Raw genomic sequence first — 13,411 nt, forward strand, 5'->3', positions numbered from 1 at the left:
GTGCCCTCGGTGTGACAGAGTGCGGCCCCGGCTGGAGCAGGGGCATGGGAGGGGTGCCTCGAATACTGTATATTCGTACAGTCATTCATCGTCCCCGCGTTCCCGGGTGCGCCCTGGCGGCGCCCTCGGTCGGGGGCGCTTCATCCCCATGTCTGGCCCTTCTTGCTCCTTCCTGCCTCCGTCGCCTCGGGGTGTCTCGTCCTGCCAGGCGTCCGGCGCCGTCCCTGGGGAGGGCGGGGCCGGGGCGGCCGATCCCGCGGGGGCCGGCTTCGCGCCCGGCGAGCCGGCCGCGGGGGGGCGGGCCGAATGGGAGGCCGCGTGGGGGGATCGTCTGTGGCGGGGAGACCGCCTCGGTCGCCGCCTGGAGCGGGTGCTGCCCACCGGACATGCCGTGCTGGACCGTGAGCTGCCCGGCGGCGGCTGGCCGGTGCGGGCGCTGACCGAAGTGCTGCTGCCCCCGCTGGCCGGGTGCGAGTGGCGCCTGCTCATGCCGGCCCTTCGCCAGCTGGGGGGCGGGGGCGAGCCCTCCCCCGCGGGCCGCGCCGTCCCGGTGCGACGGCCCGCCATCGTCATGATCGAGGCGCCCGGCGAGGCGCGCCGGCCCTGCATGGCCGGGCTGCATCGCTGGGACATGGAGGCGAGCCAGCTCGTGCGGGTGGTGCCGCGCACCCTGCAAGACGCCCTCTGGGCGGCGGAGCAGGCCCTCCAGTGCCACGAGGTGGGGGCGGTGTTGGCCTGGTTGCCGCAGGTGCGTGCGCCGGCCTTGCGGCGGTTGCAGGCACAGGCCCAGCGGGGCCGCGCCTGTGTGTTCGTGTTCCGTCCCGAGGCGGCGGCTCGCGAAAGCTCACCGGCGCCTTTGCGGGTGCAGGTCGCGCAGCGTTCTCCCACGAGCTTGTCGGTCCGCCTGCTGAAGCGCCGCGGGCCCTGGCACGAGGGCGAGATCGAGCTTCACGTCCTGCCACCCGGTCTCGCCCGGGTCATGGCCCCCAGGCTGCGTCAACAGCTCCCGACGGCACAGGCCCCTCGCGGAAATGCCGCCCCGGGATCGGTCCCGACGCCTTCCGTGGCGGGGGCCATGCCATCGCCATCTCTTTCTTCTTCGCCCCCCACCCCGGAGCGCACCGATGCCGTACTGGTTCGCGCTGATCGGCCCCTCGACCTCGTCGACTGAGGCTTCGCCTGCCGAGCGGTCGCATGCCGACGAGGTCACCCCGCTCGGGTGGTGGGCGTTGCAATTCACGCCCCGGGTCGCCTTGTGGGAGGAGTGCGTGCTCTTCGAGGTGCAAGCCAGTCTGCGGCTTTTCGGCGGTGCGCAGGCCTTGCGCGAGCGGGTGGTGCGCGAGGCCGCCGAGCTGGGCTGCCAGGCGGCGGCCGTCGCCCCGACGGCCTGGGGGGCGCTGGCGGTGGCCCGGTGCCATGCCCGGGGCCTGCGGCTGCCGCAGGGGCGCTGGACCTTGCGCCTGGACGCCGTCCCGCTGGAATGCCTGCCCGGGCTGGCACGGCACCAGCCGGTGCTCGCGCGGCTCGGCTGCCGCACGCTGGGCGACGTGCGGCGCTTGCCGCGCGGGGGGGTGGCCAGGCGGTTCGGCCCGCAGGTGCTGCAGGCCCTCGACCGGGCCTACGGTTTGCAGCCGGAGCGGTTCGAGTGGCTGCAGTTGCCGGAGGTCTTCGCGGCGCGGCTGGAATTGCCCGGCCGGGTGGAGGACGCCACAGGCCTGCTCTTCGGGGCCCGCCGTCTGGTGCTGCAATTGTGCGGCTGGCTGGCCGCGCGTCAGGCCGGCGTGCGCGAGGTGGTGCTGCAGTGGCGGCACGATTTCCATCGCCCGGGGGTGGACGATGCGGGCGAGCTGTGCATTCGCACCGCGGAGTTGACGCGCGAGCCCGGCCATCTGTTGCGTCTGATGAGCGAGCGGCTCGCCCGTATGCCTTTGGCCGGCCCGGTGGGCGAGTTGCGACTGAGGGCCGAGACGGTGGAGCCGTGGTCGCCCGACAACCGCGCGCTGGCGCTCGAGGCCGAGCGTCCGCCTGCCGAAGGGGAGTCGCTCGTGCAACTGCTCGAGCGGTTGTCGGCCCGGCTGGGGGCCGAGCAGGTGCTGCGGCCCGTGTTGCGTTCGGACCACCGCTTGCCGCAGTGCGAACGGTGGGTGCCGGCCGCTGGCTGGACGACGCCCGCGCCCTTGCCCGACGACGCGCTGCCTGCAGGCCCGCGGCCCACCTGGTGGCTGCCCCAGCCCTTGCCCCTGTCCACCCGGCAGGGGCGCCCTCATCACCACGGCCCGCTGCGGCTGTTGAGCGGCCCGCACCGCGTCGAGACCGGATGGTGGGACGGCGAGACAGCTTCCGTCGCCCGCGACTATTTCGTCGCGCATGGCGAGCAGGTGGGCCTGCTGTGGGTGTACCGGGAGCGCCGCGATGCCATGCCCCCGCGCGATCCTGCGTCCACCAGCGGCGAAAGGGGGGGATGGTTCCTGCAGGGAGTGTTCGGGTGAGCGGGCCGCCCGGCAGGTGGGAGCCCGGCGGCGAGGATCGAAGGAGTTTGCGTTGACGGCCTTGCCCGACTATGCCGAGCTGCATGCGCTCAGCAACTTCAGCTTCCAGCGAGGGGCCTCGCATCCGCGCGAGCTGGTTCAGCGGGCCCACGCGTTGGGCTATGCGGCGCTCGCCTTGACCGACGAATGTTCGCTGGCCGGCGTGGTGCGGGCCCATCAGGCGTGGAAGGATTTGCGCGCCCGGGCCCAGGAGTGCGGGCAGCCCGAGCCCCGACTGCGGTTGCTCATCGGCAGCGAGTTCCGGGTGGACGTGTCCGCCTCCGCCCTATCGACCCCCGGTTCGGCCTCGCCGGGAGCCGGCGCCTGCCCAGGGCAGCAGGCCCGGGAGCCTGCCTCCTTCCGGCTGGTGGTGCTGGCGCACAACCGCCACGGCTACGCGCACCTGTGCGAGTTCATCACCCGCCTGCGCCGCGCCAGCCCCGAGAAAGGCCGATACCGGTTGCAGTGGGAGCAGGTGTGGCCCGCGCGGTTGCGCGATTGCGAGGTGCTGTTGGTGCCCGAGCGCACCGCTTCCTTCGAGGCGGTGTGGTCGCAGGCGCGCTGGCTGCGGCAGGCGTTCGGCGAGCAGGGGTGGCTTGCGGTGGAACTGCTGCGCGAGGCGGACGACGCGGCCTGGTTGCAGCAGCTGCGCGAGGTGGGCCGGCTCACCGGCGTGCCGCTGGTGGCGGCCGGCGACGTGCACATGCACGTGCGTTCGCGCAAGCCTTTGCAGGACGTGCTCACCGCCATCCGGCTGGGGCGCCCCGTGGCCGCGTGCGGCACCGCCTTGCAACCCAATGCCGAGCGGCACCTGCGCACCCGGCTGCGCCTTGCGCAGATCTACCCCCTCGACCTGCTCGAAGCCACGCTCACGGTGGCGGCGAAATGCACCTTCACCCTGGATGAGCTCTCGTACGAATACCCCGAGGAGGTGGTGCCGCCTGGCGAGACACCGGCTTCGTACCTGCGCCGCTCGACTTACGAGGGCGCGAAGGAGCGCTACCCCGCGGGCCTGCCCGACAAGGTGCGCGAGCAAATCGAGAAGGAGCTCGCCCTCATCGCGGCCAAGAAGTACGAAAAGTACTTCCTGACCGTCTACGACATCGTGCGCCATGCCCGCAAGGAGCTGAAGATCCTCTGCCAGGGCCGGGGTTCGGCGGCCAATTCGGCCGTCTGCTACTGCCTGGGCATCACCGAAGTCGATCCCGCGCGCAGCAACACCCTGTTCGAACGCTTCATCAGCCATGAGCGCGACGAGCCGCCGGACATCGACGTGGACTTCGAGCACCAACGGCGCGAGGAGGTCATCCAGTACCTCTACCAGAAGTACGGACGCGACCGCACCGCGCTCACCGCCACCGTCATCTGCTATCGCATGCGCAGCGCCATCCGCGACGTGGGCAAGGCGCTCGCCTTCGACGAGGCGCAGATCGACGCGCTGGCCAAGAGCCACTACTGGTGGGACAGCCCGGCGGTGCTGCCTGAACGTCTGGCCGAGCAGGGGCTGGACCTCGCCGACCTGCGCGTGCGGCAGTGGATCGAGCTCACCTGGCAGTTGCGCGGCTTTCCACGGCACCTGAGCCAGCACACCGGCGGCTTCGTCATCGCGCGCGGCAAGCTCAGCCAGATCGTGCCGATCGAGAACGCGGCGATGCCCCAACGCACCGTGATCGAATGGGACAAGGACGACCTGGACACCCTCAAGCTCATGAAGGTGGATGTGCTGGCCTTGGGCATGCTGAGCGCGATCCGGCGCTCGCTGGAGTTCGTCTCGCAACGCCACGGCCGGCCTTGGACGATGCAGGACATCCCGGCCGAGGACCCGGCCACCTACGAGATGATCTGCCGCGCCGACACGGTGGGCGTGTTCCAGATCGAGAGCCGCGCCCAGCAAAGCATGCTGCCGCGCCTGAAACCGCGCACCTTCTATGACCTGGTGGTGGAGGTCGCCATCGTGCGGCCCGGGCCCATCCAGGGCGGCATGGTGCACCCTTACCTGCGACGCCGCGAAGAAGAGGCCCAGCGTCTTTCGCGCGGTGAAGGGTCGCTGCCGATCGAGGACGAACGGCTCAAGAACGCGCTGGGACGCACGCTCGGCGTGCCGATCTTCCAGGAGCAGGTGATGCAGCTGTGCATGGACTGCGCCGACTTCACGCCCGGCGAGGCCGACCGCCTGCGCCGCTCGATGGCCGCGTGGCGACGCGACGGCGACCTGCGGCCGTTCCAGGACATGATCTTTCAGCGCATGCAGCGCAATGGCTACAGCGAGGAGTTCGCACGGCGCATCTGTCAGCAGATCGAAGGTTTCGCCGACTACGGCTTCCCCGAGAGCCACGCCGCGTCTTTCGCGTTGCTGGCCTATGCCAGCAGCTGGATCAAGTGCCACGAGCCGGCGGCCTTCCTCGCCGGTCTGCTCAATTCGCAGCCGATGGGCTTTTATTCGCCCAGCCAGCTGGTGCAGGACGCGCGCCGGCACGGCGTCGAGGTGCGCCCAGTGGACGTGCAGGCGAGCGAGGTCGATTGCACGTTGGAAGATCTGCCGCAGCGCTCACGAGGGACCCCGCCCTCCGCTTCCTCGGCGTCCCCCGGGCCCGACGGGGCTCTGACGACCCCGGCCCAGGGCGCGCCGCCTTCTGCCCAGCCCGCGGTGCGCCTGGGGCTGCGTGTGGTCAAGGGGCTCGCCGGCGCTGCGGCCGAACGCATCGTGCAGGCGCGCCGGGCGGGCCCCTTCCGCGACGTGCAGGACCTCGCTCGCCGGGCCGCCCTGCAGCCGCGCGATCTGCAACTCTTGGCCAGTGCCGACGCGCTGGTCTCGCTGGCGGGGCACCGCCGGCAGCAGATGTGGGAGGCCGCCGCCTGGCAGACGGAGACCGACCTGCTCGCCGAAGCACCCATCGAGGAGGCCCAACTCGAGCTGCTGCCCGCCCCGGAGGGCGAGGAGATCGTCTTCGACTACGCCTCGCTGGGGCTCACGCTGCGGCGTCATCCGCTGGCACTGCTGCGTGCGCGCCTGGCGCGCCGCGGCGTGCTTTCGTCGCGCGAGCTGGCGGCCGTGCCCGGGGGGCGGCGCGTTCGCACCTGCGGCCTCGTCACCGTGCGCCAGCAACCCGGCACCGCCCACGGCACCATCTTCGTCTCCCTCGAAGACGAGCACGGCGCGGTCAACGTGATCGTCTGGCCCAGTCTGCGCGAGCGCCAGCGCCGGGCGCTGCTCGAATCGCGGCTGCTCATGGTCACCGGCACCTGGCAACGCGAGAAGGGCGTCTCGCACCTCATCGCCGAGCGCCTGGAGGACTGCACCTCGTGGCTGGGCCGACTCGGCACCGCGAGCCGGGATTTCCACTGAACCTCGGCGCCGGCCCTGCAGAAAAGCCCCCAGCCGCCTCACAATGCTCGCGTCCGCGCGGGCCCGCCCGCCGAGTGACTGCCCTTGCGCGATCCGATGCCTTCGATCCCTGTCCCCACCCTGCTGCGCCTTCTGGACGCCGAACGTCTCCCACTGGCCGGCGACTGGTCCCATCGCGCGCCGTGGCCTGGGCTTCACACCGTGCTGCTGCGCAGACAGCTGCCTGCCCCAGGCTGGCAGGCGCCCCTCTTCGCGCTGCCAGCCCAACTGATCGCGGGGCTGCCGCGGGCCGTGCCCAAACGACAGCAGGAATTCCTGCTCGGCCGCCTCGCCGCTCACGAAGCCCTGAAGGCCGCCGGCTGCCCTGCGACGCAAGCATGGGCGGGTCAGGCCGAGCGTCGGCCCGTCTGGCCCGCCGGGATGACGGGCTCCCTCAGCCACACGGACTCCCTCGTGCTGGCCGTCGCAGCGTCCACCTCCACCGGCGTGCGATCGGTCGGGGTCGATCTCGAGTCGCTGGCCCCCGACCCCGAGGCGGTGCGCGCCATCGAAGCCTGTTTCGACGAGGACGAGCGCCGTGGGCTGGCCGCCTGTCCCCACGGCCTGCTCGGCGGCTTTGCGCTCAAGGAGTCGCTCTACAAGTGCCTGCAGCCGCTCGTCGGCGGCTGGATCGACTTCGAGGATGCGTGGGTCCGCTGGAGCGGCGATCCTTCACAGCCCGCCCGGCTCACCTTGCGCAAGACGCTGGCGCCCGCCTTCCCGGCCGGGCACGAACTGCAGGGCAGCGTGGGATTCTTCGAAGAGCACGTGGTGGCCGCGGTCGCGTGCTGAGGGCCCGCCGAGGGCTGCCCCTCAGCCGCCGTGGATCGCGAAGACCGCCGGCTGGTCGTTCGGCAAGGCGGGCGGCGAACGCCGCCACTCCTGCACCTGCCGCGTGCGCGTCCAGCCCGCGGGCGTCGTCAGCGCACAGGCGATCGACAGCCGCGTCTGCGGTCCCAGGTGCGTGAGCAGGGCCTGCAGCAAGGCCCCATTCCGGTAAGGCGTTTCGATCATCAGTTGCGTCTGCCCCTGTCGCCGCGCCAGGGCCTCCAGCTCCCGCACCCGCGCCGCGCGCGCCGCTTCCTCCACCGGCAGGTAGCCGACGAAAGCGAAGCTCTGGCCGTTCATGCCGCTGGCCGCCAGCGCCAGCAGGAGCGCCGACGGCCCCACGAGGGGCACCACGGCCACGCCCTCGCGCTGCGCCAGCGCCACCAGTTCGGCGCCGGGGTCGGCCACGGCCGGCATCCCGGCCTCCGAACACAGGCCCACATCCTCGCCCTGCAAGGCGGGGGCCAGCAGCGCGGCCAGTGCCTCGTCCGGGACGCTCGCGTGGCGCTCGCCCTTGCGTGGGCGCGGCAGCTCGCGGATGTCGAGTGCCTGCAAGGCGGTGGAAAGAGGCACAACCGCGTCGACCCGCTTGAGGAAGGCTCGTGCCGTCTTGGCGTTCTCGCACACCCAGTGCCGCAACGACGCTGCACGGCGCAGCACGCCCAGCGGCAGCACGTCCTCCAGCGGCGTGGCCGCTGCCGCGATGCCGAAATCCAACGGCGTGGGCACGAGGTACAGCGTGCCCCGCGGCCCGGATCCGCCGGCCGAGTCCCTCATCGCACTGCCCTCCGACCGCTGCACGACCGCCTGCCCGCGCAGCGACGATGGCCCTCTTGGCCCTGGCTCTCTTGGAACGCCCTCAGGGGCGGCCGCAGGACGGCCCTTAAATCTTCGCCCCCGGCGCGTGCGCCCACCCCCCACGCGGGTAACGGCCCGGCTCCGGGCGCCCGAGCGCCGGGCCTCATGCCCGCAGCACCGGCAGCCCCGCGGCCCGCAGCAACGCGCAGGTGCGGATGAGCGGCAGCCCCACGAGCGCCGTCGGATCGTCAGACTCGATCGCTTCGAGCAGCGCGATGCCCAGGCCCTCCGACTTGGCGCTGCCCGCGCAGTCGTAAGGCTGCTCCGCCCGCAGGTAGGCTTCGATCTCGCGATCGTCCAGGGTGCGAAAACGCACCGTCACCGGTGCCAGGTCGACACGCTCGAAGCCGGTGACCGGCCGCACCACGGCGACGGCGGTGTGGAACACCACGCTGCGCCCGCTCATGCGGCGCAACTGCTCCACCGCGCGTTCGTGCGTGCCCGGTTTGCCGATCGGCTGACCCTCCAGGTCGGCCACCTGGTCCGATCCGATCACGACGGCTTCGGGGCGCAAGGCGGCCACCGCCCGGGCCTTGGCCAGCGCCAGGCGCAGGGCCAGCTCGCGCGGGGCTTCGCCTGGGGCCGGGGTTTCGTCCACCTGCGGGGCCGCCACATCGAAGGGCAGTCGCAGCCGCTCGAGCAGCTCGCGCCGGTAGCGCGAGGTCGAGCCGAGTACCAGGGGAGGGGGTGCAATGGAAGACATGCCGGCATTGTCGGGCAAGGCCGCGCGCTCCGGCGCTCGGTACACTGAGGGCCGTTCACACGCCCTGGACCATGCCCGCCAAAGATTTCGACCCGCTGCACCTCGACGTGGCCGCCTTCGCGCGCGCCGACGCTCGCCTCGAGGGGGCCTGGCCGCTCGCCGGGATGGAACGCATGGCCCGCGAGGCCCACGAGGAGGCCCCGGTCGCCGAGACGGCCGTCACCTGGTCCGCCGAAGGCGAACTGCGGCCGCGCCCCGGCGACGAGCCGCAGGTCTGGCTGCACCTGCGCGCCCGCACGTCCATCTCGCTCGAATGCCAGCGCTGCCTGCGGCCCGTCGCAGTCGCACTGGACGTGGACCGCCAGTATCGCTTCGAGCGCGACGAGACCCGCGCCGCCGAGGCCGACCTCGACAGCGAGGAGGACGTCCTCGCATTGACGCGTTCACTCGACCTGCACGCCCTGGTCGAGGACGAACTCCTGCTGGCCCTGCCGATCGTGCCCCGCCACGCCGACTGCGCCATGCCGCTCGGGGGCGCGGTGCGCGACGCGGACTTCGACCAGGACGAGGAGCCGCGCCCCAACCCCTTCGCCGCACTGGCCGCGCTGAAGAAGACCCCGAAGGCGTGAAGCTTGCGGTGCTGCCCCTTCCGCCGCACCGGGGGGGAGGCTGCCGCGCCATGCTAGAATCGAGGGTTTTCCAAGGAGCGAGCCATGGCCGTTCAACAGAACAAGAAGTCGCCGTCGAAGCGCGGGATGCATCGTGCCCACCAGCACCTCGAGAACCCGCCGACCGCGATTGAGCCCACCACGGGCGAAGTCCACCTGCGTCACCACATCAGCCCGACCGGTTTCTATCGCGGCCGCAAGGTCCTCAAGACCAAGGCGGACGCCTGATCGCCCTGACCCCGCTGCCAGCGTAGGTGCTCGGTGAGCATCGGCGTCGTGCGGTCTGACCGGCGCGCGCCGGCGGCGCCGAGCCCCGGGCATGCCGCGCCGTCAGTGCGGCTGTGGTGTCGTGTGTCACGCGCGGCGGCGAGCGCTGCCCGCGCGGTCGTGCCTGTCCGCCTGGGTGCTGAGGCCGGGTCGCGCGTGCGGCGCTGTGCGCCTGCGTGGGCGGGTGTCGGCGCCGGGGTGCGTATTCGCGGCGGCGCGAAGTGCCGATGATGAATTCTTCTTCAGTGCAGTCTCTTGCGGGGGTGGCCGACGGTCGCCCCGTGCGCCTTGCGGTGGACTGCATGGGCGGCGATCACGGCCCGTCCATCACCTTGCCGGCCTGCCGCGCTTTTCTCGACCGCCATCCCGACGCCCAGCTGTTGCTCGTCGGGCGTCCGGAGGCGCTCGCGCCGGCCGAAGGGTGGGCGCGCTGCGAACGCATCGCCGCCTCCGAGATCGTCGAGATGGACGACCCCGTCGAGGTGGCGCTGCGCCGCAAGAAGGACTCGTCCATGCGGGTCGCCATCAGCCAGGTCAAGCCTGCCGACGACGGCCGGGCGCCGGCCGACGCATGCGTTTCCGCGGGCAACACCGGCGCACTGATGGCCGTGTCGCGGTACGTGCTCAAGACGCTCGACGGCATCGACCGCCCGGCCATCGCCACGGTGATGCCCAACGAGAAGGACGGCTACACGACGGTGCTCGACCTCGGCGCCAACGTGGACTGCGAGCCGGAGCACCTGCTGCAGTTCGCCCTGATGGGTGCGGCCCTGGTGACCGCCGTCGAGGGCAAGCCCGATCCGAAGGTGGGCCTGCTCAACATCGGCGAGGAGGTCATCAAGGGCAGCGACACGATCAAGCGCGCCGGCGAGCTGCTGCGCTCGGCGGCCGATGCCGGCCTGCTCAACTTCCACGGCAACGTGGAGGGCAACGACATCTTCAAGGGCACGACCGACGTCGTGGTGTGCGACGGCTTCGTCGGCAACGTCGCGCTCAAGACGGCCGAAGGGCTGGCCGCGATGCTGTCGAGCTTCATCAAGCAGGAATTCACGCGCAACGCCTACGCCAAGCTCGCCGCGCTGGTCGCCCTGCCGGTGCTGCGGCACTTCAAGCACCGCGTCGACCACCGACGCTACAACGGCGCGGCACTGCTCGGCTTGCGCGGGCTGGTGTTCAAAAGCCACGGCTCGGCGGATGCCTTCGCGTTCGAGCAGGCCCTCCATCGAGCGTATGATGCGGCCCGAAACCGGTTGCTCGACCGGGTACACGACCGTATCGTCGAATCGCTGCAGGCCTTGCCCGCCGCCGAGACGCCGGTGCCGGTGACCAAGACTGCATGACCGCCTCTTCCCCCCGTTATTCCCGTATCACCGGCACCGGCAGCTGCCTGCCGCCGCGCCGCGTGACGAACGAGGAGTTCGCCGCCGACCTCGCCCAGCGAGGGATCGAGACTTCCGACCAGTGGATCGTCGAGCGCACGGGCATCCGCGCGCGGCATTTCGCCGACCCCGCGGTGGCCTCCAGCGACCTGGCCGTCGCGGCGGCCCGGCAGGCGCTCGAATCCGCCGGCCGCACGCCCGCCGAGATCGATCTCATCATCGTCGCGACCTCCACGCCCGACATGGTCTTCCCGTCGACGGCCTGCATCGTGCAGCAGAAGCTGGGGGTCCACGGGTGCGCCGCGTTCGATGTGCAGGCCGTGTGCTCCGGCTTCGTCTATGCGCTCTCGGTGGCCGACGCCATGATCAAGGCCGGCACCGCCAGCCGTGCGCTCGTCATCGGGGCGGAGGTCTTCTCCCGCATTCTCGACTTCAACGACCGCACCACCTGCGTGCTGTTCGGCGACGGCGCCGGTGCCGTGGTGCTGGAAGCGAGCGACACGCCCGGTATCCTGGCCAGCGAGTTGCACGCGGACGGACGGCACGTGGGCATCCTCTGCACACCGGGGACCGTCTCGGGCGGCCAGGTGCTGGGCGACCCGCTGCTCAAGATGGACGGCCAGGCGGTGTTCAAACTCGCCGTCAGCGTCCTCGAGGACGTGGCCCGTTCTGTGCTCGAGAAAGCCGGCCGCACCGAGGCGGACATCGACTGGCTGATCCCCCACCAGGCCAATATCCGCATCATGCAGGGCACCGCCAAGAAGCTGAAGCTGCCGCTCGAGCGCCTCGTGGTGACGGTGGACGAGCACGGCAACACCTCGGCGGCCTCCATTCCGCTGGCCCTCGACCACGCCGTGCGCACGGGGCGCATCCAGCGCGGCGACACGCTCATGCTCGAGGGCGTGGGCGGCGGTTTCACCTGGGGTGCGGTGCTGCTCGACTACTGATCCGATTTCTCCCCGGCCGCGCAGCCGGTCTCGCCCGTGCGTGAGCCGCCGAGCGGCCCGATGGGCGCCGGCGGCAGGGCTCGCCGGGCCCGCGCGGTCTTCACTGACCCTACGACGAGTATCGAGATGACCCAGTTCGCGTTCGTCTTCCCGGGGCAAGGTTCCCAGTCCGTCGGCATGCTCGATGCCTTCGGCGATCATCCCGCCGTGCAGCAGACGCTGGCCGAGGCGTCCGCGGCTCTCGGCCAGGACATCGGCCGCCTGATCGCCCAGGGGCCGAAGGAAGAGCTGGACCTCACCACCAACACCCAGCCCGTGATGCTCACCGCAGGCGTGGCTTGCTGGCGCGTGTGGATCGCCGAGACGGGCAGGGAACCGGCCGCCGTGGCCGGCCACTCGCTGGGCGAATACACCGCGCTCGTCGCGGCCGGTGCGCTCGAATTCGCCGACGCGCTGCCGCTGGTGCGCTTGCGGGCGCAGGCGATGCAGGAAGCCGTGCCGGTCGGTGCCGGCGGCATGGCCGCGATCCTCGGGCTGGACGCCGAGGCCGTGCGCGCCGGCTGCGCGCAGGCGCAGGCCGACGTGGGCGAGGTGGTCGAGGCCGTCAACTTCAACGACCCCAAGCAGACCGTGATCGCAGGCACTGCCGCCGCGGTTGCCAAGGCCTGCGAAGTGCTCAAGGCGGCGGGTGCCAAGCGCGCCTTGCCGTTGCCGGTCTCGGCGCCGTTCCACTCCAGCCTCATGAAGCCGGCCGCCGAGCGGCTGCGCGAAAAGCTCGCCGCCACGCCGTTCCGCGCTCCGCGCATCCCGGTGCTGCACAACATCGACGTGCAGGAGGCGCGCGACGCCGACGCCATCCGCGACGCGCTCTATCGTCAGGCCTTCGGCCCGGTGCGCTGGGTCCAGACGATCCAGGTCCTCAAGGGCCGGGGCCTGGCGCACATCATCGAGTGCGGGCCGGGCAAGGTCCTGGCCGGCATGGTCAAGCGCATCGACGCCGAGCTCGTCACCGCGACCGTCTACGACCCGGCCACCCTCAGCGAAGTGAAAGGATTGCTCGCATGAACGAGATGTCCTGGGAAGGGCAGGTTGCCCTGGTCACGGGCGCCACGCGCGGCATCGGCCGCGCCATCGCCCTGGAGCTCGCCCACAAGGGCGTCAAGGTCATCGGAACGGCCACCACCGAGGCAGGCGCGGCCAGCATCGGCGAGGCGCTGGCCGCCTTTCCGGGCTGCCGGGGCATCCGCCTCGACGTCAACGATGCCGCAGGCGTCGAAGCGGCGATCGACGCCATCCTGAAAGAGCACGGCGGGCTGCATGTGCTGGTCAACAACGCCGGCATCACGCGCGACACGCTGGCCATGCGTATGAAGGACGAGGACTGGGACGCGGTGCTCGACACCAACCTGAAGGCCGTGTTCCGACTGAGCCGTGCGGTGATCCGCCCGATGATGAAGCAGCGCTACGGCCGCATCGTCAACATCACCTCGGTGGTGGGCGCGAGCGGCAACCCCGGCCAAGCCAACTACGCCGCCGCCAAGGCCGGCGTCGCCGGCATGACGCGGGCGCTGGCCCGCGAACTCGGCAGCCGGGGCATCACCGTCAACTGCGTCGCGCCGGGCTTCATCGAGACGGACATGACCCGCGCGCTGTCGGAGCAGCAGACCGAGTCCCTGATGGCGCAGATCCCGCTCGGCCGCCTGGGCCGCCCGGAAGACATTGCCCACGCCGTGGCCTTTATCGCCTCGCCGCAGGCGGGGTATATCACGGGGGCGCAGCTGCACGTCAACGGCGGCATGTACATGAGCTGAACCGGGCGCCGCCCATCGCGGCGGCGCGCAATTTCGA

The 13,411-nt window shown here is 71.5% G+C and carries 12 protein-coding genes; 10 read left to right on the plus strand and 2 right to left on the minus strand.

The genetic code is table 11. The features are described 5' to 3' along the window. Positions 1–148 precede the first annotated feature (148 nt). The 4 genes from imuA (at position 149) to OMP39_RS02685 (ending at position 6,705) form a co-directional block, all read left to right on the plus strand. Entirely contained in the window at positions 149–1,171 is a 1,023-nt protein-coding gene (imuA, locus tag OMP39_RS02670; RefSeq protein WP_264893263.1) for a translesion DNA synthesis-associated protein ImuA, read from the plus strand. Continuing rightward, a complete protein-coding gene (locus tag OMP39_RS02675) occupies positions 1,125–2,489 on the plus strand; it encodes a Y-family DNA polymerase (protein WP_264893264.1) in 1,365 nt (454 codons plus the stop codon). Before imuA ends, OMP39_RS02675 begins: the two co-directional genes overlap by 47 nt. 52 nt (positions 2,490–2,541) lie before the next feature. After that, positions 2,542–5,874: an error-prone DNA polymerase gene (locus OMP39_RS02680; protein WP_264893265.1), complete on the plus strand. Its 3,333-nt coding sequence runs from the start codon at positions 2,542–2,544 to the stop codon at positions 5,872–5,874. A 96-nt stretch (positions 5,875–5,970) separates the two neighbouring features. Then, positions 5,971–6,705, plus strand: coding sequence for a 4'-phosphopantetheinyl transferase family protein (locus tag OMP39_RS02685; protein ID WP_264893266.1), 735 nt, complete (start codon positions 5,971–5,973; stop codon positions 6,703–6,705). 21 nt (positions 6,706–6,726) lie between these two features. Here the strand turns inward: OMP39_RS02685 and OMP39_RS02690 are convergent, their stop codons facing one another. Both OMP39_RS02690 and OMP39_RS02695 read right to left on the minus strand, forming a co-directional pair. Further along, positions 6,727–7,518 (minus strand): SAM-dependent methyltransferase, encoded by a 792-nt coding sequence (locus tag OMP39_RS02690; RefSeq protein WP_264893267.1) that lies wholly within the window; start codon positions 7,516–7,518, stop codon positions 6,727–6,729. Positions 7,519–7,702: 184 nt separating this feature from the next. Next, positions 7,703–8,302, minus strand: coding sequence for a Maf family nucleotide pyrophosphatase (locus tag OMP39_RS02695; protein WP_264893268.1), 600 nt, complete (start codon positions 8,300–8,302; stop codon positions 7,703–7,705). A 71-nt stretch (positions 8,303–8,373) separates the two neighbouring features. Here OMP39_RS02695 and OMP39_RS02700 point away from each other — a divergent pair, with 71 nt between their 5' ends. The 6 genes from OMP39_RS02700 (at position 8,374) to fabG (ending at position 13,374) form a co-directional block, all read left to right on the plus strand. After that, on the plus strand, positions 8,374–8,931 hold the full coding sequence (locus OMP39_RS02700) for a YceD family protein (RefSeq protein WP_264893269.1): 558 nt from the start codon (positions 8,374–8,376) through the stop codon (positions 8,929–8,931). Between the two features lie 84 nt (positions 8,932–9,015). Further along, a complete protein-coding gene (gene rpmF / locus OMP39_RS02705) occupies positions 9,016–9,198 on the plus strand; it encodes a 50S ribosomal protein L32 (protein WP_264893270.1) in 183 nt (60 codons plus the stop codon). Positions 9,199–9,467: 269 nt separating this feature from the next. After that, positions 9,468–10,577 (plus strand): phosphate acyltransferase PlsX, encoded by a 1,110-nt coding sequence (gene plsX, locus OMP39_RS02710; RefSeq protein WP_264893271.1) that lies wholly within the window; start codon positions 9,468–9,470, stop codon positions 10,575–10,577. Next, complete coding sequence (locus OMP39_RS02715; protein WP_264893272.1) at positions 10,574–11,563, plus strand: beta-ketoacyl-ACP synthase III; 990 nt, start codon at positions 10,574–10,576, stop codon at positions 11,561–11,563. Before plsX ends, OMP39_RS02715 begins: the two co-directional genes overlap by 4 nt. Before the next feature lie 126 nt (positions 11,564–11,689). Then, positions 11,690–12,628 carry an ACP S-malonyltransferase gene (fabD, locus tag OMP39_RS02720; RefSeq protein ID WP_264893273.1) on the plus strand — a complete coding sequence of 313 codons (939 nt, stop codon included), beginning with the start codon at positions 11,690–11,692 and terminating at the stop codon, positions 12,626–12,628. Next, positions 12,625–13,374: a 3-oxoacyl-ACP reductase FabG gene (gene fabG / locus OMP39_RS02725; protein ID WP_264893274.1), complete on the plus strand. Its 750-nt coding sequence runs from the start codon at positions 12,625–12,627 to the stop codon at positions 13,372–13,374. Before fabD ends, fabG begins: the two co-directional genes overlap by 4 nt. The last annotated feature ends 37 nt before the right edge of the window (positions 13,375–13,411 follow it).

Origin of the sequence: Schlegelella aquatica, from assembly GCF_026013905.1 — a bacterium.
In the GTDB taxonomy this organism is placed as follows: domain Bacteria; phylum Pseudomonadota; class Gammaproteobacteria; order Burkholderiales; family Burkholderiaceae_C; genus Caldimonas; species Caldimonas aquatica.